A 23,290-nucleotide genomic window follows, 5' to 3' on the forward strand; every position below is an offset into this window, starting at 1 on the left:
GTGATGCCGCAGCATGCGCCACAACAGACAGCCGGGAGCAGGAAACCGGACATTTCTAATGAGCCAGAACCGGACATTACTAAAAAGCCCTGACACCAGTCCCGTTGATAATTTATCTTATGTCAAATCGCTAACGAGGATCTCCCGCAAGACGATCTCGCCCACCAAATTGCCAAATAAGAAAACGGCGTGCCCCCTCGTTCAACTTTCGGATTCATCAACTTCCGCTCACGTCGACTGCCGGCGCACCAGCGTCGGCAACGGCGCGACGACGGAAGCCGGCGGCGCAGCGGCGTCCGGCGCATGAATCAGCCGGATCAGCAACTCGATCGACGCCTCCGCGATGGCTTGCGTGTTGATCGCCACCGTCGTCAGCGAGGGCCGCACCTGGTGCGCCAGCTGGATATCGGTGATGCCGATCACCGACACGTCGTCGGGCACCTTGCGTCCGAGCGTGGCAAGCGCCTGCAACGCGCCGATGGCCAGCAGATCGTTGGTCGCGAACAGCGCGCTCAGATGCGGCTCGCGCTCCATCAATTCGATGCAGGCGGTGAAGCCCGCGTCGATCGTGTCGGGAATCTGCAGCACGGCGGCGTCGTCGGGTTCGAGGCCCGCATCGCGCATCACCGATCTGAAACCGTTCGCGCGCGCGTCCTGCAAGCCGCCGCAACCGTCTCCCACCAGCATGCCGATGTCGCGGTGCCCCAATTCCAGCAGATGACGTGCCGCCAGCGCGCCCGCATGCGCGAAGTCGACGGCGACACACGGCAAGGCGGGCAACTCCTCGGGATGCTCCCATAGGCTCAACACGATTGGCGCGCCGACCGCCGCGGACGCGCACAGCTCGTTGATCGCGATGTCCGTGTTCAGCACGAGCACACCTTCGGCAAGCGTGCCGGCGATTTGCGTGAGGTACGCGCGCCCGGTCTCGGCGTCGTCGTCGGTGTTGCACACCATCAGGAAATAGCCGGCGCGACGCGCGGCGCGTTCAGCCGCCAGCACGAACTCCGGATAGAACGGATTGGCGATGCTGGAAAGCATTAACGCGAGGGTTGGCGAACGGCCCTCCGCGAGCGCTCGGGCATTGAGATTCGGCCGATATCCCAGTTCGCGGATTGCGCGCATCACCCGCTCGGACGTTTCGGGCCGCACTTTGTCGGGATTGCGCAGCACGTTCGAAACGGTCGCCGCCGTCACATTCGCGCGACGCGCGACATCACTCAATGTGGCCATAAGCAGAAGATTAAGAATTTTCCCATATTCAGGGAGCGGCAATCAGATGTTGCGCGACGCATCCGGCTTGCGCTACCTTTTCTCGAAACGATCAGGAGACAGTCATGAGCACCCCGCCGCGCATCCCCGAATTTAGCCGCTTAAATGACCACGCCGCAAGCGTTTCGGCGTTTTTCGTCAACCGATTTTTAAGCGCTTAAACGGAGGACCGACCATGGCGGCCATCTCCCTGCGCGGCATTCAGAAAACTTTCGGCGGCAACGCGCCGGTCCTTCGCGACCTGAACCTCGAGATCGGCGAACACGAGTTCTGCGTGTTCCTCGGCCCTTCGGGCTGCGGCAAGTCGACCTTGCTGCGCATCGTCGCCGGCCTCGAAGATCAGACCGACGGCGACGTGACCATCGGCGGCCGTACGATGAACAGCGTGCCGGCTGCCGAGCGGGGCGTCGCGATGGTGTTCCAGAGTTACGCGCTGTTCCCGCACATGACGGTCTACGAGAACATGGCCTTCGGTCTGAAGCTGGCGAAAACGCCAAAAGCGGAGATCGACCGCAAGGTGCGCGAAGCAGCGCACGTACTGCAACTCGACGCCCTCCTCGCACGCAAGCCGCGTGAACTGTCGGGCGGCCAACGCCAGCGCGTGGCGATCGGCCGCGCGATCGTCCGCGAGCCGGGCGTGTTCCTGTTTGACGAACCGCTATCGAATCTTGACGCCGCGCTGCGCGGTCAGACGCGTATCGAAATCGCGCGGCTGCATCAGCGTTACGCACAGGCGAGCGTCGTCTATGTGACGCACGACCAGATCGAAGCGATGACGCTCGCCGACAAGATCGTCCTGCTGCACGCAGGTGCGGAAACGCAGCGCTTCGGCAGCATCGCGCAGATCGGTGCGCCGCTGGAGCTTTATCACCGGCCGCGGTCGAAGTTCGTTGCGGGCTTCATTGGTTCGCCGCGCATGAACTTTATCGACGGCGTCGTCGAGCGCATCGCCGACGACAGCGTGGAAGTCAGCATGGCCGACACCGCGTTTCGCGTGCTCGTGGACGGCAGACGCCTCAAACCAGGACAGCGCGTCACGCTCGGCATTCGTCCCGAACACGTGCGGTTCGACGGCGGCACGCAGACGCTCGCCGTCAACGCATTGCTGACCGAGCAGCTCGGCGAGCACAGCTATCTTCACGCCGACCATGCGGGCGGCACGCTGATCGCGAAAGCGCCCGGCGACCTGCATGTGCGCAACGGCGAGCGGCTCGCACTGCATCTGCCCGCCGATGCGTGTCACCTGTTCGACGAAGACGGCATTGCACTGCACCGGACCATCGTCGGCAACGCGCAAGCCGTCGCGCTACAGACGGCCTGAGAATGTGGCGCGCAAGGCTCGCAACAGGCCTTGTCGCGCGCGAAACGCCGCAGCCGGTCATAGAGCCGTCGCGGCTCGCAGCAACCGCCGTTCGCGGACGCGGGCGGCCGACAACGCAGTCACAGGAGACAACACGATGGCCTTTACGCACACGAGCCGCTTTGCACGGCTTGCCTCATTCAGTCCGCGCGCCGTCACGGTCGCGCTCGCTCTCTCGGCAACGGTGCTGAGCGGTTTCGCGACGCAAGCCGACGCCGGTCAGTTGAACATCAACGTGTCGGCGCGCGGCAATCAGCGCTCGACGTGGCAGGACGCATTCGACAAGTTCAAGAAAGCGAATCCTGACGTCGACCTGAAAGTCACGTACATCACCGAGGAAGCGTACAAGGTGCAAATGGGCGGCTGGCTCGCGACCGATCCTCCCGATGTCGTCTCGTGGCATAACGGCGAGCGCATGGCGTACTACGCGAAGCGCGGCTTGCTGGAAGATCTCTCGGGCGACTGGAAGAAGAACGGCTGGGACCAGCAGTATGCGTCCGTCAAACAGGCATCGACATACGCCGGCAAGCAGTATTCCGCGCCGCTCGGGTACGACGCATATGGCTTTTTCTACCGCAAGGATCTGTTCGAGAAAGCGGGCATTTCGAGCGAACCGAAGACTTGGGACGAACTGCTCGACGCCTGCAAAAAACTGAAGGCGAGCGGCGTCGCGCCGATTGCCGTGGCCGCGCGCGATAGCTGGACGCTCGCCGCGTGGTTCGACTATCTGGACTTGCGCATCAACGGCAACGCGTTCCACCAGAAGCTCATGGCAGGTGAAGTGCCCTATACCGATCCGCGCGTGAAGAAGGTCTACACGACCTGGAAGACGCTGATGGACGACCATTACTACATCGACAACGCGCTTTCGTACGACCTCGATTCGATCGGGCCTTTCCTCGTGAACGGCAAAGCCGCGATGATGCTGATGGGTACGTTCTTCTCGGCGGGCCTTCCGTCGAGTGTGAGAGGACAGATCGGCTTCATGCGCTTCCCCGTGATCGATCCCAAAGTGCCGGTGGCGGAAGACGGCCCCGTGAACGTGCTGCTGATCCCCGCGAAAGCGAAGAACAAGACTGACGCGCGCCGTCTGCTCGCCTTCATGGAGACGCCCGAGATCAACGCGGACCTCGCGCGCGGCTGGGGCCAGTTGCCGTCGAACAGCAAGGCAACGGAACCCGCCGATCCGATTTCCCGAGTCGGATTCCAGACGCTCGCCAGCACGACCGGCGGCATCGCGCAGTTCTACGACCGCGACATGACGAAAGAAATGGCGGACGAAGGCATGAAGGCGATGCAGCAGTTCTATAACGACCCATCGCAACTCGATTCGCTGCTTGCACGTCTCGAAGCGACGCGCAAGCGCATTTACCACAACTGAGTCTGCTGGCGGCATGCGTGTCGGACGCGGTCGTCGTGCAGACGTCCACGCCGCCGCAGGGCTTCACACCGGGGCGGCTCGCAGGCAGTCGTTCGCCCCGCCCCGCCCGCCACACTGATCCGCTTCTGCATCGAAAGAGGGATTCGTCATGTCCACGTCCATTGCCCGTGTGCCGACGGCGCGCGGCCGACGCGCGTCCGCCTCGGGCCGCGCCCGCCATCGCGCCGCGTTCTTTTTCCTGCTGCCAGGCTGTGCGCTGTTCGCGCTCTGCGTGATTTATCCGATCTTCTCCAGTATCACGCTCAGCTTCTACAACTGGGACGGCATGACGCCCAGGACCTTCATCGGTCTCGCGAATTACGTCGAGCTGTTCCATGCCGACACGTTCTATCTCGCGCTGAAGAACAACCTGATCTGGCTCGTGTTCTTCCTGCTCGCTCCGCCGCTCGGCCTGCTTTTCGCGTTGTATCTGAACCAGCAGATCAAAGGCATGCGCGTGGTGAAGTCGCTGTTCTTCGCGCCGTTCGTGTTGTCCGGCGTGGTGGTGGGACTCGTGTTCAGCTGGTTCTACGATCCCGCTTTCGGTCTGCTCAAGCTGATCGTCGGACACGGCATTCCCGTGCTCGGGGACCCGCGCACGGTGACCTTCGGCATCGTCTTCGCCGCGCTGTGGCCGCAAACGCCCTACTGCATGGTGCTGTATCTGACGGGGCTGACCTCCATCAATCCGGAAGTCGTCGAGGCCGCCCGCATGGAAGGCGCGAAAGGCTGGAACCTGCTCTGGCACGTGATTCTTCCGCAACTGCGCCCGGCCACCTTCATGGCGGTCGTGCTGACGGTAATCGGCGCATTGCGCAGCTTCGATCTGATTTCGGTGATGAGCGGCGGCGGTCCGTTCGACAGCTCCACCGTGCTCGCGTACTACATGTACGACCAGGCCATCAAGTACTACCGCGAAGGCTATTCGGCGTCGATTGCCGTCGTGCTGTTCGCGATCATGCTCGTCTACATCGTGTTCCATCTGCGCCGCATGCTGCGCGAGGAACGCTGAGCCGCGCGCTTCCCGATAGAGCGAAAAAGGAGACTCACATGTACCCTCTTCCCGTCGAACACTGGAAACCGTGGAGCCGCGCGCTGTACAAAGCGTCGCTGCCCGTCGCGCTGTTCGTGTGGCTGCTGCCGATGCTCGCCGTGCTCATCACGTCGATCCGTTCGTCCGACGAGTTGTCGCAAGGCGACTACTGGACCTGGCCGAAGCACTTCGCGCTCATCGACAACTACGGCGCGGCGCTCACGCAAACGCCGATGCTGCACTACTTCGCCAACAGCATGCTGATCACGGTGCCGTCCGTGCTCGGCGCGATCCTGCTTGCGTCGATGGCTGGCTTCGCGCTCGCCACGTATCGCTTTCGCGGCAACATCGTCGTGCTGTTCACGTTCGTCGCCGGCAACTTCGTGCCGGTGCAGATCCTGATGATTCCCGTGCGCGACATGGCGCTCAAAGTGGGCCTGTTCAATACCGTCTGGGCGCTCATCATTTTTCATGTCGCATTTCAGACGGGCTTCTGCACGCTGTTTCTGCGCAACTTCATCAAGCAATTGCCTTTCGAGCTGATCGAGGCCGCGCGCGTCGAAGGCGCGAGCGAATGGACCATCTACGCGCGCATCGTCTTGCCGCTGATCCGCCCTGCCCTCGCGGCACTCGGCATCCTCGTCTTCACCTTCGTCTGGAACGACTATTTCTGGGCGCTGTGCCTCACGCAAGGCGACGACGCCGCGCCGATCACCGTCGGCGTCGCCGCGCTCAAAGGCCAATGGACGACCGCCTGGAACCTGGTCGCGGCGGGCTCGGTGCTGGCCGCGCTGCCGTCGGTGCTGATGTTCTTCGCGATGCAGAAGCACTTCGTTGCCGGACTCACTTTCGGCGCCAGCAAGGGCTGAGCGGTCGCTCAACGTAGACCGCGCGTGCGAGCGCAGCGCGGCACAACACCGATCTTTGGAGATCACGACAATGCAACTGGGTGTCTGCTACTACCCCGAACAATGGCCCGACACGATGTGGTCCGACGACGCGCGACGCATGGTCGACATGGGCATCACGCACGTGCGTATCGCCGAATTCGCATGGAGCCGCATGGAGCCGCGCGCGGGCGTCTATGAATGGGCATGGCTCGACCGGGCGATCGACACGCTGGCCGGCGCGGGCCTGAAAATCGTGCTCGGCACGCCGACGGCGTCGCCGCCAAGGTGGCTCGTCGAAGCGATTCCCGACATGCTGCCGGTGCGCGCCGACGGCACGACATGGAACTACGGCTCGCGCCGTCACTACGACATTTGCAGCGAGCCCTACCGGCGCGAATGCGTGCGCATCACCGAAGCAATGGCCGCGCGCTACGGCGCGCATCCGGCCGTCGTCGCGTGGCAGACGGATAACGAACTCGGCTGTCACGAGACCGTGCCGAGCTATTCGAACGCGGCTCGCCAGCGGTTTCGCGAATGGCTCGCGCGCCGCTACGAGACTGTCGGCGAACTGAACACGCGCTGGGGCAACGTGTTCTGGAGCATGGAGTATCCGTCGTTCGACTCGATCGAATTGCCGAACCTCACGCCGACGGACGCAAACCCGATTCATCTGCTCGACTTCCGCCGCTTCATGTCCGACGAGGTGACGAGCTTCCATCGGGAACAGGCCGAGGTAGTGCGGCGGCACGCGCCGCATGCAGACGTGCTGCACAATTTCATGGGCTTCTTCACCACCTTCGATCACTACCGCTTTGCCTCGAACGGCAGCATCGACGTGGCGACATGGGACAGTTACCCAATTGCGCGCACCGAAGTCATTGCGCTCACGGAAGCCGACAAGGCCCGCTATGCGCGCACCGGACATCCCGACGTGTCCGCGTTCGATCACGACCGCTATCGCGGCATCGGCCACGGCCGTTTCTGGGTGATGGAGCAGGAGGCCGGACCGGTGAACTGGGCGCCGTGGAATCCCGTGCCCGCGCCCGGCATGGTGCGGCTGTGGGCCTACGAAGCGTTCGCGCACGGCGCGGAACTGGTGTCGTATTTCCGCTGGCGTCAGGCGCCGTTCGCGCAGGAGCAGATGCATTCGGGCCTGCACCTGCCTGACAACACGCCGTCGCCCGGCGGTCGCGAGGTGGCGCGTGCGGCGCAGGAAATCGCGAAGTCTGCGGAACTGTCGGCGCTCGCGCAAAGCGGGCCGGCGGGCCGCGCACCCGTCGCTCTCGTGTTCGATTACGAGACGCAATGGATGTTCGAGATTCAGCGCCACGCCAAAGACTTTGACTATCAGACGCTCGCGTTCGAGTACTACCGGACCTTGCGCGAGATGTCACTGGACGTCGATATCGTATCGGCGCACGCGGACCTGGAAGGCTACGCACTGATCGTCGTGCCGGGGCTCGCAGTCTTGCCGCCCGGCTTCGTCGACACGGTTCGCCGCTCGGGCGCGCAGTGGGTGATCGGGCCGCGCACGGGCTCGAAGACACTCGACTTCGCGATTCCTTCCGAACTGCCGCCGGGGCCGTTGCAGACGCTGCTGCCGTTCAAGGTGCTGGAGGTCGACTCGTTGCGCCCGAGTCTGCAACCTTCCACCACACTCGGCGGCGTGTCCGGGATCGCACTGCACTGGCGCGAGCATCTGGAAACGCGCGACGGCGTCGAAGTGCTGGCGCGCTTCGACGACGGCTGGCCGGCTGTCGTCGCGCGCGATCGCGTCCGCTACGCGAGCGCATGGTTCGATCCGCCGTTGCATCGCGCGTTGCTCGAAGCGGCGGCACGCGATGCGTCGCTGAATCCCGTTCACCTGCCCGAAGGCGTGCGCATTCGCAGGCGCGGCCCGCTGACTTTCGCGTTCAACTTCGGCGCGCAAGCCGTCGAAGCGCCTGCACCGGCAAACGCCCGCTTCGTGCTGGGCAGCCGTACGCTCGGCACCGCGGACGTGTGCGTGTGGACTCAGGCATGACGAGCTTGACCGGCCACGCCGCCGACGACGCCGACGCAAACACCGGCAGCGCGGCCGGCGGCCATGCAACGCTCACGCTGAGCATCGACGCCAGCGCGCCCGCCACCGCGCCGTTGCACGACACGCTGCGCGTCGGTACATCGACCTCGCCCGACGGCAGCACCATCGGCATCAACAGTCGCTATCTGACGCGCGACGGCGAGCCGTGGCTGCCGGTGATGGGCGAGATTCACTACGCGCGCCTGCCGGCCAGTCAATGGGACGACACGCTTCTCAAGGTGAAGGCGGCTGGCGTCGATATCGTCGCGTCGTATGTCGTGTGGCGCCATCACGAGTCGCGCGCAGGCAAATTCGACTGGAGCGAACGCCTCGACTTGCGGCGCTTCGTCGAAACATGCGCGAAGCGTGATCTGCTCGCGTTGATTCGCGTCGGGCCTTGGGTGCATGCGGAGGTTCGCTATGGCGGGCTGCCTGGCTGGGTCGTCGATCAGATGCCCACGCGCGGCGACAACCAGCTTTATTTGCACTACGTGGCAAGACTTTTCTCGCAGATCGCCGCGCAGCTGCACGGCCTGTTATGGAAGGACGGCGGACCTGTCATCGGCATCCAGCTTGAGAACGAGTACAACCTGAGCGGCCCGCAGCAAGGAGCCGCGCACATCGCGACGCTCAAGCGCCTCGCGCGCGATGCGGGGCTCGACGTGCCGCTGTACACGGTGACGGGTTGGGACAACGCGGTCTTTCCGCGCGGCGAAGTCGCGCCTGTGTTCGGCGGTTATCCCGATCTCCCGTGGGGCGTGTCGCCGCACATGTCGCCGCCGAACGAGGTCTATGGATTCCGCTTCGCCAGCCGGGTGGGTGGCGATCTCGGCGCTCAGACTCACAGCGACGCGCCGGGCGATGCCGACGCCGTCGCACACGAAACGCCCTTTCTCGGCGCGGAGTTCGGCGGCGGCGTGCCCGCAATGTACCGGCGGCGGCCGGTCCTCGATGCGGACGACATCGCCGCGATGCTGCCCGTGCAGCTCGGCTCAGGCGTCAACCTGTACGGCTATTACATGCTGCACGGTGGACGCAATCCGCCCGGCGACATGGACGGCCAGGAGTCGACGGCTAGCGGCGGCTACAACGACGTGCCGATCGTCAATTACGACTTCCAGGCTCCGTTCGGCGCGAATGGCGAGGCGCGCGAAGTGCTCGGCAAGCTGCGGCCGATTCACTACTTCCTCAGGCAGTGGGGCGCAGTGCTTGCGCCATGTGATGTGTATGCACCCGACACCGTATCGCACGGTCCCGCCGACCTCGCGACGCCGCGCTTCGCCGTACGCGCGAACGGCGACCAGGGGTTCCTGTTCTTCAACAATCACGTCCGCGAACATGCGATGCCAGCGCATCGAGGCATGCGTTTCTCGGTGAAGCTTGCGAGCGGCAGCGTCGCGCTGCCTGTGGAGCCCGTCGACGTTGCGCCGGGCACATCGTTCATCTGGCCGGTCGGCTTGCGATTCGGCAGCGTGCAGTTGCGTTACGCGACCGCGCAGCCGGTGACGAGGATATCGAGCGACGATGGCGATGTCCAGGTGTTCGCGGCCACCGACGGCATCGCGCCCGAGTTCGCATTCGACTCCCGCAGCGTGGCGACGATCGCCGCGCTGGAAAGCAGTATGACGCCCGCGCCTGGCGGTGAGCCGGCGTTGAGCCAGCATGAAGCCGACGGCGTGCTCGTGGTGCGGCCGCGCAACGGCGCGGCGTTCGTCGTCACGGATCGCGGCGGCGCGCGCCTCGTCTTCGTCACGCTTTTGCGGAAGGACGCGGAGAGACTGAGCGTGTTGCCGTTCGACGGCCGGCGCAGGCTCATACTGAGCGACGCGTTCGCCTTCGAACGCGACGGCCATCTCGTGCTGCGCTCGAACAGTGCTTCGGCGTTCGATGTCGATGTCTATCCGCCGCTGCTTCAGTTGCCGTCCGCATTGCAGGCGGATCACGCAAACATCGACGCATCCAGCCACGGCATGTTCCAGCGTTTGCGTGTGCACGTTCCACAATCGGCATTCGACGTGCACATCACGCCGCTTCGCGCGCCGCAAGCCGTACCGCCGGTCATGCGCGGCGGCACGGCCAACGCCGCTGTTGCGCCGTTGCCGGAAGCGTTCGGCAAGACGGCCGCCTGGCGCATCGATGTGCCTCGCGACGCGCTCCACGCGCATGGTCTCGGCAACGCTTACCTGACGATCCGCTATCGGGGCGACGTGGCGCGCCTTTTCAGCGGCACGGAACTGATCGACGATCACTTCTATAACGGCTTGCCGTGGCGGATCGGCGTGCGCAATGTGGCGATCGATCCGGACGCGCCGCTCATGCTGACGATTCTGCCGCTGCGCGCCGACGCGCCCGTCTATCTCGCTGCTCGTCATGATCCGCGTCCGGACAGCGGCGAGCAGATCGCCGAACTGGACAGCGTGACGTGGGAGCCCGAGTACGAAGTGATTCTGGCTGCTAATCCCTCCTCGCGCGACGTCGAATGAGACTGGGTGCCGAAGGCCGCTGCCACGACGCACCCGCTTTAACGTTACGGACTGACACCTCCGGACGATTACAGAAGTCTTAAGCGCATGCTAGACTCTGCACCCATGTCCTACTGGCGCAAACTCTTCCTCGTCGTGCTGCTTGCACTGAGCCTTCCGGTTCAGTCGTTTGCGGCCGTCTCGATGATTTGTGCCGCCCCGGAAGCGGTCGATGAAGCAACCGCTGACCATCTCCATCTGGACGAATCATCTGACGGACATGTGCTCGTAGCCGACCATGATGACCATCGTGGCCACGACCACAGCGGTGCCCATCACACTCATGCGTGTTTGACCTGCACCTCCTGTTGCGTCGCTGCTGCGCTACCGCCCGTGCCTGCGGTGTCCGCTTCGGCTGACCGGGCCCACTTCCCAGTTCCGCTGCCCCCTGCTGCCGCTGTCGTGTCGTTTCTGACTGACGGCATCGAACGTCCTCCCCGCTTCATTCTCGTCTAGTCCGCGCACGCGCATCCGTTGGCTGCGCCTGCAAGTTTTCCGGTGTCCGTAACGGACGCTGGATGGTTCACGACGAGAAAAATTCATGCGAACAATTTCTGCGGCGCTCCTGGGCGCGGGCGCAGCGTTGTCGTCGCTCGCGCACGCGACGACTGCAGTTCCCGACCCGACTGATGCAGCGGCATCGGTCCCGGTCGTCACCGTTCAGTCTGCCTTCGACGGCTACAAGTCGTGGCAAGACGGCGACGCGCCGAGCTGGCAGCAGCTAAACCGTGCCGTTGCGCCAACCCGAAGCACGTCGGGCATCAGGCACGGTCAGCAACCAGCTCCGACAGCGGGTGAAAAAGGCGGCCACGGGCACGGAGGCGAGTCGAAATGATTCGATATCTCGCCCCGAACCGCGTGGGATGCATTGCCCTCGCGACGATGCTTCTGGCCGGCTGCACGACGTTCTCAAAGGACGGCGGATTCAACACCGTATCGACGACTGCGTCCGAGCGACTTGGTAAGGACGCCGTCTACCTGAAAAGCGACGAAGACCGCGTCGCTGCTTTCAAGCGGACGCAGGAACTGGTGTCGAAGCCACTCGCCATGGATGACGCCGTTCAGGTCGCGCTGCTGAATAACCGGGGACTCCAGGCGTCATACGCCGAGCTCGGTATTTCCGAAGCCGACCTCGTCCAGGCGGGCCGCCTGCCCAATCCCGGTTTTACGTTCAGCCGGACGCACTGGAGCGATGGCTTCGGTATCAGCCGAGCGTTCTCCATGGGCGTATTAGGTGTGCTCACGCTGCCTGTGGCGACGCGCATCGAGAGCCGGCGGTTCGAACAGACAAAGCTCGAGACGGCCAATGCGATGCTCGCCGTGGCCGCCGATGCCCGCAAGGCCTATGTGAATGCTGTGGCCGCGGAGCAGGCAGCCCACTACGCCGCTCAGGTCAAGGACTCCGCCGAGGCCGGGGCAGAACTTGCCTTGCGCATGCGGCAGGCAGGCAACTTCAGCAAGCTCGACTATGCGCGCGAACAGGCCTTTTACGCCGAGTCGGTTGCGCAGCTGGCCAAGGTACGGCAGCAGTCAGTCATGGCCCGCGAAAAGCTCACGCGCACGATGGGCCTGTGGGGCTCCGGAACCCAATACAAGCTGCCGGACCGTCTGCCTGACCTCCCGAAGGACAGGCCGCAACTGAACGACCTCGAAAGCTTTGCGATGCAGAACCGCCTGGACATACAGGCGGCGAAGCTGCGGACACAAGGCGTTGCAACCTCGCTGGGACTTAGCAAGGCGACCCGATTCATCAATGCGCTCGATGTCGGCTATCTCGACAACTTCGAGACCGATAAAGGACACGAGCACGGATACGAAATCAGTGTCGAGATTCCCATTTTCGATTGGGGCAGCGCGAAGGTCGCACGCGCCGAAGCGATCTATATGCAGTCGGCGAACCGGCTCGCCCAGACGGCGACTGACGCCCGCTCCGAAGTACGCGAGTCGTACTCCGGCTATGTGACGAGCTACGACGTTGCGAAGCATTACCGCGATGAGGTCGTGCCCGTACGCAAGACTATCTCGGACGAAATGCTGTTGCGCTACAACGGCATGCTCGCAAGCGTGTTCGAACTGCTTGCCGATTCGCGCGACCAGGTGGCTGCCGTCAACGGGTACATCGACGCGCTGAAAGATTACTGGCTCGCGGAGACAGACCTGCAACAGTCGCTTGGCGGCCGCCTTCCGCCGCTCGCAATGGCACCGACGCCTGACGCACCGCAGAGCGACGCGCCGCCGACACCACCGGCCCCGATGCAGGACTCGCCATTGCCTGCTTCCGCGACCCACCCGGCATCGCCGACGAATTCAGAAGGTAAATGATCATGGTCTCACGTCGAACATTTCTCGGCGGCTCCGGCGCGGCGCTACTCGGCGCAGCATTGGTCAGCAAGGCTGGCGCAGCGTCACTTCCAGAAGCGCCAACTATGGACAAGACCGCCACGCAACCGCCGCTGGTGCCGCCCAACGGCCGACCGTATACGCCCGTGGCCACACTGAATGGCTGGACGCTGCCATGGCGGATGAAGAACGGCTGGAAGGAATTTCATCTGATTGCAGAGCCCGTGGTGCGCGAGATGGCGCCCGGCATGAAGGCGAACCTGTGGGGCTACAACGGCCAGGCGCCAGGTCCGACCATCGAGGCGGTCGAAGGCGACAAGGTTCGAATCTTCGTGACCAACAAGCTGCCGGAACACACGACGGTTCACTGGCACGGAATGCTCGTGCCGTCCGGCATGGACGGTGTGGGCGGTCTCACGCAACCCCACATTCCGCCGGGCAAAACGTTCGTCTATGAGTTCCAGCTCGAGAAGCACGGCACGTTCATGTATCACCCGCATGCCGACGAGATGGTGCAGATGGCGATGGGCATGATGGGCACCTTCATCGTCCATCCGAAAGACCGCGGCGTCATGCGGGTGGACCGCGACTTCGTGTTCCTGATGTCCGCCTACGACATCGACCCGGGCAGCTTCACGCCGCGCGCCAATGAGATGACGGACTTCAACATGTGGACATGGAATGCACGGGTCTTTCCGGGCATCGACTCGCTGCCCGTCCGCGCAGGAGACCGCGTCCGCATCCGCTTCGGCAACCTGACGATGACCAATCATCCCATCCATCTGCATGGATACAGCTTCGAGGTCGCAGGAACAGACGGTGGATGGATTCCTCCCGCCGCACGTTGGCCTGAAGTGACCGCCGACGTTGCCGTCGGTCAGATGCGTGCCATCGAGTTCACCGCGGACCGGCCTGGTGACTGGGCGTTTCACTGCCACAAGTCGCATCACACGATGAACGCGATGGGGCATCAGGTCCCGAACCTGATTGGCGTGCCGCAGAAGGACCTCGCCAAACGCATCAACAAGCTCGTCCCGGACTACATGGCAATGGGCAGCGCGGGCGGTTCGATGGGCGAGATGGAAATGCCGCTACCGGACAACACGCTACCGATGATGACAGGTACCGGGCCGTTCGGTGCGCTGGAAATGGGCGGCATGTTCAGCGTCGTGAAGGTGCGCGAAGGACTGGGCCGCAACGACTACCGTGACCCGGGCTGGTTCAAACACCCGAAGGGAACGGTCGCGTACGAATACACCGGTGAGCTGCCGGATAGCTGATTTCGTGACACGCCGGACATGGCTCCGGCCGATATTTGTTAATTCAACTGTGGGAGAAGTCTTGATGAAGAACGCAATTGTTTCCATCGTGATGGGTTGCACTGTAGCCGTATCCGCGACCGCATATGCCGCGGGCGATACGGGCAACATGAATATGGCAGGCAGCGCACAACAGGGCGCAGCGGACGCGAAGAACGACATGTCGCACGGCGAGGTGAAGAAGGTGGATAACGCCGCCGGGAAGCTGACCATCAAGCACGGGCCGCTCAAAAATCTGGATATGGAGGCCATGACGATGGTGTTCAAGGTCAAGGACCCAGCCATGCTTTCACAGGTAAAAGTGGGCGACAAGATTGACTTCGTTGCCGAAGAAATTGACGGCGCGCTCACTGTGACGAAACTGCAGAAGCAGTGAGCTTTTAATAGCGCTCCAGCGGTGCAGTACACACTGCACCGCGATTGAGTTAAGGGAGGACACACTCGTGAACATCAAGACATCCAGATTACTCGTTACAGCAGCGGCGACCGCCGCTGCTGCGCTTTCACCTGTTATCACGTTCGCGCACGGCAAGCTGGAGAGCGCCATCCCAGCGGCCGGCAGCGCGGTCGACTCGTCGCCTGACATGCTGCGTCTGACTTTCAATGAAGACCTCGAATCCGCGTTTAGCTCGATCAAGGTCGTTGACGCGTCGGGCACAACGGCGAGTAAGGACAAAGCAAAGGTAGATTCGTCGAACCCGCGCGTACTCATGGTCGAGGTCCCCAAGCTCGCCTCCGGCTCGTACACGGTGCAGTGGGCAGTCATGACGCATGATGCTCACAAAACCAAAGGCTCTTATACATTCGCGGTGAAGTAATGAACGACGGTTTCCTCGGCATTTTGCGGCTTGCATCTGTGGCACTGCAGAACATCAGCTTCGCTATTCTTATAGGTGTTCTGCTCAGTGACAGGTGGCTTTCCCGCAGCACTTCACGATGGCAGACGAGCGTCAGTGTCCATCTGCTTCTCACCTTGCGCATCGCTTCTTTTACCGCGTTGGTGTCCAGTGCGTTCGCGTTCTGGATTCATTGCGCGCTAATGAGTGAGTCGACCCTCGAAGAGGCGGGTCCAGCCGCTCGTGCAATGCTTGTGGAAACCGACTTCGGCCATGCCTGGCTGGCAGGCGCGGGGTTCATGCTACTGGTGGTAATTCTGTCGCTCGTGCAGGATCGGCGTGCGATTCGTTTCAAGGCCGCTATCTGGCTCGCTCTCGCAGGAGTTGCGCTGGCGCGCAGCCACGGAGGACACCCCATCGATGCAGGCGCATTCAGTCTTCCGGTATGGGTAGACTGGGTGCACCTGCTTGCTATCAGCGTGTGGGTGGGGCTCGTGCTTGTCGCAACTTACATCGTGATGCCCCGTATATGTCGTGCGCCCGCCGCTGAGCGGGCGGACACTGCGGCGTTCATTCAATCGCTTTCCGACGCCGCGACGTTGGCGCTCGTCACTATCTTCATCACTGGCGCCTACAGTGGCTGGCGCGGAGTCAATGCAGCGGAGTACCTCTGGACATCGACGTATGGAAACGTCCTGATCGTTAAGCTTGCTCTCGTGGGTATTGCCGCCGCGCTTGGCGGACATAACCGGTTCTTCGAGATGCCCCGGCTGCTCACCTTCCTGAGAGGAACGTCTACGGAGTTCACTGCACGACCGTTGAAGCGGTTTGCCGCTGTCTTGCACGTCGAATCAATTGTGCTCGCAGCTGTGCTCGTCTCGGCTGCTGTTCTCGTCTCCAGTCCGCTGCCAGGGACAACGTAGGCAACACGATCGTGACGCTCCTGGGGCTGTGCGCCGAACCGCCCCGCCTTGCCCCACGCCTGCTAGACATCATCGCGCGGAAGGCCTGAGCGCCATTGACCGAAGTCAAAGCAGCCCGCCAGGATCATGACGATGTTGCTTGCCAGCGCGCTGGAGCCTCCTCTGGACGAGCCAGATCGCGATTGTCGATTGGCTCGATCAAATCCGCATTTCTCAATTTGCGTAGTGCTATCGCCCGTGAGACCAAAGTCCTATTGGCTGCATTCACCGTATGGTTGATCGTTCAGGAGGAAGTTGGGCCGAGACGTGGTCTCGGAACGGTGCCTGAGTTTCCACTGGTCGGTACGGCCATCTTAGTCAGGCGAAAAGCGTGCCATCAGGACGACGTCAAGCCGGGTATGTCACGACGGTCGAGCGGAATCGATTCACCCCAGTATCGGAGCTGAAACCATGGCTGACGCAATTGTGGATGTCACGGAGCAGAAGCGTTTGAACGAACAGCGTGAAGCTCAGGTCCCGTGGAAAAAGTGGGGACCTTACCTGAGCGAACGGCAATGGGGGACCGTCAGGGAGGATTACAGCGACGACGGCAACGCATGGGACTATTTTTCGCACGACCAGGCGCGTTCACGCACGTACAGATGGGGCGAGGACGGACTCGGCGGACTGTGTGACGATCAGCAGCGGCTCTGCTTTGCGCTCGCGCTTTGGAACGGGCACGACCCGATCCTGAAGGAGCGCCTGTTCGGTCTCACCAATAGCGAAGGCAATCATGGCGAGGACGTGAAGGAGTATTACTTCTACATCGACAGTACGCCCACGCACTCGTACATGAAGTATCTCTACAAATATCCGCAGAAGGAATATCCGTACCGCGACCTTGTCGAGACCAACCGCAAAAGATCGCGAACCGAAATGGAGTACGAACTGCTCGACACTGGCATCTTCGACGAAGACCGCTATTTCGACGTGTTCGTAGAGTACGCGAAGGCGGATCCGGAAGACATCCTCGTACGGATTTCCGTGCACAACCGCGGACCGGATGCGGCACAAATCCGGATCTTGCCGACACTCTGGTTCCGCAACACCTGGTCGTGGGGCGGCGACGACCGCAAACCCTCGTTGACAGAAGCGGGGTCGGGCATTATCCACGCCACCCATCATGAGCTAGGGCAGTACTGGCTATATTGCGATGGAGATTGCGAGGCTCTGTTCACCGAAAATGAAAGCAATGCTCAGCGTCTGTGGGGCGTGGCGAATTCGTCTCCTTACGTGAAGGACGCGTTTCACGACTACGTGGTCTCGCGAGCGGACGCGGTCAATCCCGCGAAAAGCGGCACGAAGGCAGCGGCTCACTATGCTGTCGAGGTGCCGGCCGGAGGCAGCAAGACGTTCCGGCTGCGGTTGAGAGCAGCGCAAATGGAGAATGCGTTCGACGGCTTCGAGAAGGTGTTCGACAGCCGCATCGCCGAGGCTGACGAGTTCTACGAGCGCATTGCGCCAAAGACGCTGACGGAAGATCAGCGCCGTGTTCATCGGCAGGCGCTGGCGGGGATGTTATGGAGCAAGCAGTATTACTACTTCGACCTGGAAAAGTGGTTACGTGAGCATAAGAGCCATCCGTTGCTGGACTCGGCTCGACGCGACGTGCGCAACACTGACTGGTTCCACATGCTCAACGCGGACGTGATCTCCATGCCTGACAAGTGGGAGTATCCGTGGTACGCGGCTTGGGATCTGGCGTTTCACACGGTCTCGCTTGCGCTGGTAGATTTCGACTTCGCCAAAGAACAGCTGCTGTTGATGCTGCGGAATCTGTACTTCCACCCTAGCGGACAGATTCCTGCTTACGAGTGGAACTTCAGCGATGTAAATCCGCCGGTACATGCCGCTGCCACGCTCTGGCTCTACAAGTATGAAAAACAGTTGGGCCGTGCAGACCCCCGCTTCCTCGAGCGGTCGTTCCAGGCATTGATGCTCAATTTCAACTGGTGGGTCAATCGCAAAGATCCTTCCGGCCGGAACGTCTTTGCGGGCGGCTTCCTCGGGCTGGATAACATCGGCGTGTTCGATCGGAGCGCACAACTCCCGACGGGAGGCACACTGGAGCAGGCGGACGGAACCGCGTGGATGGCGTTCTATTGCCAGTGCATGTTGGAGATGGCCACCCTGCTGACGGAATACGATCCGCTCTATGAGGAGGTTGCCTTCAAGTTCGTCCAGCACTTCATGTGGATTTCGTATGCGATGGACCGCCGTGGCGTACATCACGACGAAATGTGGGACGAGGAAGACGGCTTCTTCTATGATCTGCTGCGCCTTCCGGACGGCCAGGCAACACGGCTGAAGGTGCGATCGATGGTAGGGCTGTTGCCGTTGTGCGCGTCGACGGTATTCGAAGGAGATGCGGTCGACCGGTATCCGAAGTTGATGGAGCTGATTGCCCAGTTTCGCGAACGCCATCCAGAGTTGATTGCGCAGGTCGCACCAACAGAAGCAGGTTTCATCGGTTACAAGAAAAGACGCCTGCTCGCCATTCTGAACAGGAAGAAACTCGAGCGCGTGCTCGGCTATCTCCTCGACGAAAACGAATTCCTTGGACCTCACGGCATCCGGTCGCTTTCGCGCTATCACCAGGACCACCCGTTCGTATTTCGTACTGGTGGCATCGACTACACGGTTCAGTACCTGCCGGCCGAGTCGAATACCGGCATGTTCGGCGGAAATTCCAATTGGCGCGGGCCGGTCTGGATGCCGGTCAATCTCCTCATCGTGCGGGCGCTCATTAATCTGTACAGTTTCTACGGCGACGAATTCAAGGTCGAATGTCCTACCGGTTCTGGCCAGCAGATGTCGCTGTTCGAAGTGGCCGAGGAAATTGTCCGCCGATTGTCGGGCACCTTCCTGCGCGGCGAAGATGGCAGACGGCCCGTCTACGGCGGAACGGAAAAATTCCAGAGCGATCCGCACTGGCGCGATCTGATTCTGTTTTACGAGTACTTCCACGGCGACAACGGAGCTGGTCTGGGGGCCAGTCATCAGACGGGCTGGACAGGGTTGATCGCGCCGCTTTTAGACATATTCGGGCGAATCGACGCGAAATCTTTGTTGGAAACAGAACGCGCGTACCTGATGGCGAAAGTCGTCAAGGAGCAGGTTGTGGGTGTGGGACAAGACCAAAGGTGAAGTCGGCTACGACGTCTTTGAACTTGCTGCAATTGGCTCGATCGCCAACCTCGCTTTCTCTAACGTTCATTGGGACATGCCCGCCGGAGTCACGAACAATGCAAGCCAGAGGCTTAGAACGGCTCGGAGTCCGTTAGCCGCCGAGCGTAATGATTGCCATCGTAAGGAGAATGCCAACCGCGATCATGGCAATGCCTGCCTTCATTGGCCCTGCACCGGTATAGCGCCCCAGCGCAAAGCCGGCGATGAAAAGCATCCCGAGAGTGAGCACGCGCGAGGCGATCAGTGCCGTTGCGACATCCCTCACGACAAGAAACGGCACCGCGACCGGAAACGTCCCCAAGACCACAAGCAAAAAGATGCCTAGCGCGCCGACGAAGTCACCACTCACAAAACTGGCCCGGGGTGGCAGCGTCGATGCGGTCGCAAGGCGAGCGCGGATCGGCTCGAGGTCAGCATCTTCGACGAGCCGCCCCAGCTTCTCGGGCAATGCTTCGCGCAACAACCGCAAGGCTACCGCCGGGTCCTGCTCCCGCTGTACGGTCTGCGCGAGTTTCAGGCGCTGCCCTCGTTCGGCGAGCGTGCGTACGAGGTACATCACAGCGTCGGCGAGGCCCCACGCCAGATTGCATCCGAGCGCGGCAAAGAACATCCTGTACCCTTCATCTTCGCGTGCAGTCACTGCCTTGACGGCGCCGACGAATGTCAGGGCCATGAACAGGCCAAAACATATTTCACAGACACGGTCAACGGTATTAAGAATCGGTTCACGCCGTTCGGGTTCGGCATGTCCGTCCGGCACGATAGTACTCATATGGCCTCGACCGGAGATAGTCAACGAGACGTTTCGTAGCTGCCAACATTGGATGCTGATATGAGCAGTATATGAAAGAGACGGCAGTTCGGAACTTGTTTTCACAGACGTGAGATCGGCGAGTACCGCGAGTAGCGCGAGCATTTCGACGACAGCGGCATGCGGCTGCAGACCGGCAGCGACGTGAGCATGCCTTCGTCAGCTCAAAGCTGCGATTCGATGGGCAGCAGACCCATGAACCACACACCGGTGCGGCGCAGGACGGTGGTGTCCGGCTCTGTGTCCAGTTCCCTCACCGTCCCGTCCGCCGCGGTATCGATCCACACGATTTTGCGACTGCTGTTTGCGTCGGTGCGCAGTCCGAGCTGCCACGCGATCTGATTCAACCGCGGTTCGACGTAGCCGATCACCTGGTTCGCGATCGCCGCGCTATCGCACAACACGCCGATTTCAGTGTTGAGGTGGACCGAGCGCGGGTCCAGATTCATCGAGCCGATGAACACCCGTTCACGGTCGAATACGAACGTCTTCGCATGCAGCGATGCTTTCGACGAACCGAAGAACTGCTTCTTGTTCGCCGCGTCTACGCCTGCTGCGACGGGCTTGAATTCATAGAGCTGCACGCCCGCGGCGAGCAGGTCTTCGCGGTAGCGCCGATATCCCGCATGAACGGCGGCGACATCGGTCGCCGCCAGCGAGTTGGTCAGCACCGTCACGCGCACGCCATTTTCAGTCAGCTCACGCAGCCAGGCCACGCCATTTTTTCCAGGTACAAAGTACGGGGAGATGATCAGCAGTTCACGACTCGGATGAAGGTCCCTCGCTCTGAGAGCGGTGAGCAAGCGACCTTGCGACTCTTCAGGGGCGCGCGTGACTTTCGACGGGTCATCGTAGAGCAGCGTGGCTTTGCCCCAGCTATACTCGGCGGCACCCTTCTCGATGACTTGAGCCAGCCGCTGTCTCGCGTGCGCGACATAGGGCGAGGCCTGTTCCGAAGCGACGTAGCGGTCCAGCTCGTCTCGATACGCCGCGAGTTTTTCGGGGTCTGCCGGGGTGCCCATCAGCCGGTCGATCGGATAGGCCGCATCGGAATTCCAGAACGTGTCGAAAGAGTTCGAGACATCCTGGACGATCGGCCCATGCATCAACACGTCGAGATCCCCGAATGACACTGCACTCGACGCACCGAAATATTCGTCGCCGACATTTCGCCCGCCCAGAATCGTGGCCCGGTTATCGGCGATCAGTGCCTTGTTGTGCATGCGGCGGTTCACGCGCGAGAAGTCGAGTGCAGCCGAGATCTTCTTGAACCGGCGGCTCGCCACGGGGTTGAAAAGCCGAATAGAAATGCTGGGGTGGGCGCTCAATGCGAGCAACGCCTGGTCGTCGGCGTTCGTGCCGAGATCGTCGAGCAGTACCCGTACCCTGACGCCGCGGTCCGCAGCCTTCAGCACCGCCAACGCAAGGGCGCGCCCCGTCAGGTCGCTGTGCCAGATGTAGTACTCGAGGTCGAGTGTTTTCTCAGCCTTTTCGGTAAGGATCACCCGCGCGAGGAGCGCGTCGACGGAATCGGGTAGCAAGTGGAACGCGCTCTCGCCAAGATGTCCGTGCTCGCCGGACGCGAAGTGCTCGGCAAGCGGCGTCGCTTGTGTATCTTGCGCCGCATAGGTCGGCGTGCGTCCGACTTGTGGGGGCAGGCTGGCGCATGCGGCCAGCATGACAATCAGAACGGCTGCGGCAAGATTTCGAAGTCTGGCCATAATCGAGCTCTCTTCGCTTGCTGGACCGCTTGCAGGATCTGCCTGCCGACGCGCCTGTGCCGGCTTTGCGCAGCAATGGGCCAGCGCGGCCACGAGCCACGAGGACGGAAAACAATCATCGCAGATTCGACCGCCTTCCGCCATGTCCGCGCGGCTCTTCGCTACGCAACCGCGTCCAGTATCGTCCGGCCGGACATGAGCAATGTCGACCGAACCCACGACTCGCGCTCACTCACCCTACCGCGACACGATTCCTTCCAGTCTCTTTCGCGCGATAAAGCGCACGGTCTGCGCGCCGCATCAGCGCGTCGACGTCGCGTTCGCCCGCCTCACGCGTCACCACGCCAATGCTCACCGTGAATGCAATCGGCTTCGTCCGCCAGACATGTTCCGATTCCTGCTGCTCACAGCGCTTGCGCAATGCATCGGCGATACGGAACGCGACGGACGCGTCCGCGCCCGGCAGCGCTCCGACAAACTCCTCACCACCCCAGCGCGCAAATAGCTTCGACTCATACGGGATCGTCATGCCCACATCTGCCAGCACGCGCAAGACTTCATCGCCAATATCGTGGCCGTAGCTGTCGTTGATCTTCTTGAAGTAGTCGATGTCTAGAATGAAAACGGACAGCACACCATCGGCGGCAAGCATTTTTTCGACGGAATCGATGAACTCACGGCGATTCGGCAAGCCAGTCAGCGCATCGGTGACCGCCTGTTTCTTGAGTAGCTGGATAAGCCGGGCACGATCGGAGATGTCGCGAACGACAGCAGTGAACTCCACTTCGCCCTCGAGTTCAATCTTCGAAATTGCAATCTCGACCGGAATAATCGTGCCGTCCCGATGCCGCCCGTACACGCTGTTGCTTTCGTCCATGCGCGGCGGCGTGACTGCGCGCAGGCTTTTCTGCGTCGAGTTCGCGAACTGTCGCACATTGCGCGCATGGTTCCCGCGAAACTTCTCCGGCAACAGCATTTCGATCCGCTGTCCGATGACTTCGTCCGCCCGATAACCGAACAGATTCTCGGCCGCGCGGTTGAACAGTCTGATGCGGTGCTCCTCGTCAATGGTGACGATTGCGTCGTAAGCCGAGTCGATCACGGCCTGAAACCGCGATGCGCTAGCTTCCAGTTCACGCGACACCTGCCGCGTCGGGGCCTGGCCAATGATCGTCATGCAGACAGTAGGCGTGTGCGCACCGACCATCGGCTCCAGTGCGACTCGCCATGTCCGTGCACCGTCGAGGGACACGCAGGTCGGTTCCGGTCCTTGGACTTTGCCCGAGTCGAAGCACGCATCGAGCTTTTCGCGCAATCCACACCCTGCCTTGTCCAGCATCGATGTCTCGAGTGGCACAGGAAAAGATCGCGGATGTGTGCGAGCGTCGTCCATCATTGCCAGGAAGACGTCGTTGCACGCGCTGACGACCGGTTCACCGCGCGAATCGCGCGTCACGACAGCGATACCTATCGTCATGCCGTCAATGAACTCGTGCGATGTACTGGGCAAAGCGGACATAACCATACCTTGATACCTGGCGAGGTATCGATTG

General features: G+C 61.9%; 17 protein-coding genes. 13 read left to right on the forward strand and 4 right to left on the reverse strand.

What is annotated here, in order from left to right; translation table 11 throughout:
* Nucleotides 1–228: 228 nt before the first annotated feature.
* Nucleotides 229–1,233 (reverse strand): LacI family DNA-binding transcriptional regulator, encoded by a 1,005-nt coding sequence (locus J2W46_RS00005; protein ID WP_020067660.1) that lies wholly within the window; start codon nucleotides 1,231–1,233, stop codon nucleotides 229–231.
* A 214-nt stretch (nucleotides 1,234–1,447) separates the two neighbouring features.
* On the opposite strand from J2W46_RS00005, the gene J2W46_RS00010 reads away from it, so the two are divergent.
* The 13 genes from J2W46_RS00010 (at nucleotide 1,448) to J2W46_RS00070 (ending at nucleotide 19,163) form a co-directional block, all read left to right on the forward strand.
* A complete protein-coding gene (locus J2W46_RS00010) occupies nucleotides 1,448–2,593 on the forward strand; it encodes an ABC transporter ATP-binding protein (RefSeq protein ID WP_310350211.1) in 1,146 nt (381 codons plus the stop codon).
* Between the two features lie 136 nt (nucleotides 2,594–2,729).
* Nucleotides 2,730–4,013 carry an ABC transporter substrate-binding protein gene (locus J2W46_RS00015; RefSeq protein WP_310350213.1) on the forward strand — a complete coding sequence of 428 codons (1,284 nt, stop codon included), beginning with the start codon at nucleotides 2,730–2,732 and terminating at the stop codon, nucleotides 4,011–4,013.
* 148 nt (nucleotides 4,014–4,161) lie between these two features.
* On the forward strand, nucleotides 4,162–5,064 hold the full coding sequence (locus J2W46_RS00020) for a carbohydrate ABC transporter permease (RefSeq protein WP_310350216.1): 903 nt from the start codon (nucleotides 4,162–4,164) through the stop codon (nucleotides 5,062–5,064).
* Between the two features lie 38 nt (nucleotides 5,065–5,102).
* Nucleotides 5,103–5,954: a carbohydrate ABC transporter permease gene (locus J2W46_RS00025; protein ID WP_288825728.1), complete on the forward strand. Its 852-nt coding sequence runs from the start codon at nucleotides 5,103–5,105 to the stop codon at nucleotides 5,952–5,954.
* 70 nt (nucleotides 5,955–6,024) lie between these two features.
* The gene (locus J2W46_RS00030) at nucleotides 6,025–7,998 is read left to right on the forward strand and encodes a beta-galactosidase (protein WP_310350220.1); all 1,974 of its coding nucleotides are present in this window, start codon (nucleotides 6,025–6,027) and stop codon (nucleotides 7,996–7,998) included.
* Entirely contained in the window at nucleotides 7,995–10,520 is a 2,526-nt protein-coding gene (locus J2W46_RS00035; protein ID WP_310350225.1) for a beta-galactosidase, read from the forward strand. The genes J2W46_RS00030 and J2W46_RS00035 overlap by 4 nt, the downstream gene beginning before the upstream one ends.
* 580 nt (nucleotides 10,521–11,100) lie before the next feature.
* Entirely contained in the window at nucleotides 11,101–11,394 is a 294-nt protein-coding gene (locus tag J2W46_RS00040) for a hypothetical protein (RefSeq protein ID WP_310066955.1), read from the forward strand.
* Nucleotides 11,391–12,881: a TolC family protein gene (locus J2W46_RS00045; protein WP_310350227.1), complete on the forward strand. Its 1,491-nt coding sequence runs from the start codon at nucleotides 11,391–11,393 to the stop codon at nucleotides 12,879–12,881. The genes J2W46_RS00040 and J2W46_RS00045 overlap by 4 nt, the downstream gene beginning before the upstream one ends.
* 2 nt (nucleotides 12,882–12,883) lie before the next feature.
* Nucleotides 12,884–14,179, forward strand: a complete 1,296-nt coding sequence (locus J2W46_RS00050; RefSeq protein WP_310350230.1) for a copper oxidase — start codon at nucleotides 12,884–12,886, stop codon at nucleotides 14,177–14,179.
* A gap of 64 nt (nucleotides 14,180–14,243) precedes the next feature.
* Nucleotides 14,244–14,594, forward strand: coding sequence for a copper-binding protein (locus tag J2W46_RS00055; protein WP_310350232.1), 351 nt, complete (start codon nucleotides 14,244–14,246; stop codon nucleotides 14,592–14,594).
* 67 nt (nucleotides 14,595–14,661) lie between these two features.
* Complete coding sequence (gene copC / locus J2W46_RS00060; protein ID WP_088176449.1) at nucleotides 14,662–15,036, forward strand: copper homeostasis periplasmic binding protein CopC; 375 nt, start codon at nucleotides 14,662–14,664, stop codon at nucleotides 15,034–15,036.
* A complete protein-coding gene (locus J2W46_RS00065) occupies nucleotides 15,036–15,977 on the forward strand; it encodes a copper resistance D family protein (RefSeq protein ID WP_310350236.1) in 942 nt (313 codons plus the stop codon). The genes copC and J2W46_RS00065 overlap by 1 nt, the downstream gene beginning before the upstream one ends.
* A 450-nt stretch (nucleotides 15,978–16,427) precedes the next feature.
* Complete coding sequence (locus tag J2W46_RS00070) at nucleotides 16,428–19,163, forward strand: MGH1-like glycoside hydrolase domain-containing protein (RefSeq protein WP_310350238.1); 2,736 nt, start codon at nucleotides 16,428–16,430, stop codon at nucleotides 19,161–19,163.
* Between the two features lie 133 nt (nucleotides 19,164–19,296).
* Here J2W46_RS00070 and J2W46_RS00075 read toward each other — a convergent pair whose 3' ends face one another.
* The 3 genes from J2W46_RS00075 to J2W46_RS00085 all read right to left on the reverse strand — a co-directional run bounded on the left by J2W46_RS00075 (nucleotide 19,297) and on the right by J2W46_RS00085 (nucleotide 23,256).
* Entirely contained in the window at nucleotides 19,297–19,977 is a 681-nt protein-coding gene (locus J2W46_RS00075; RefSeq protein ID WP_310350242.1) for a hypothetical protein, read from the reverse strand.
* 203 nt (nucleotides 19,978–20,180) lie between these two features.
* The gene (locus J2W46_RS00080; protein WP_310350245.1) at nucleotides 20,181–21,737 is read right to left on the reverse strand and encodes a phospholipase D family protein; all 1,557 of its coding nucleotides are present in this window, start codon (nucleotides 21,735–21,737) and stop codon (nucleotides 20,181–20,183) included.
* A 232-nt stretch (nucleotides 21,738–21,969) separates the two neighbouring features.
* Nucleotides 21,970–23,256 carry a sensor domain-containing diguanylate cyclase gene (locus J2W46_RS00085; protein ID WP_310350249.1) on the reverse strand — a complete coding sequence of 429 codons (1,287 nt, stop codon included), beginning with the start codon at nucleotides 23,254–23,256 and terminating at the stop codon, nucleotides 21,970–21,972.
* Nucleotides 23,257–23,290: the final 34 nt, after the last annotated feature.

Origin of the sequence: Paraburkholderia strydomiana (assembly GCF_031456815.1) — a bacterium.
Lineage (GTDB): Bacteria > Pseudomonadota > Gammaproteobacteria > Burkholderiales > Burkholderiaceae > Paraburkholderia > Paraburkholderia caledonica.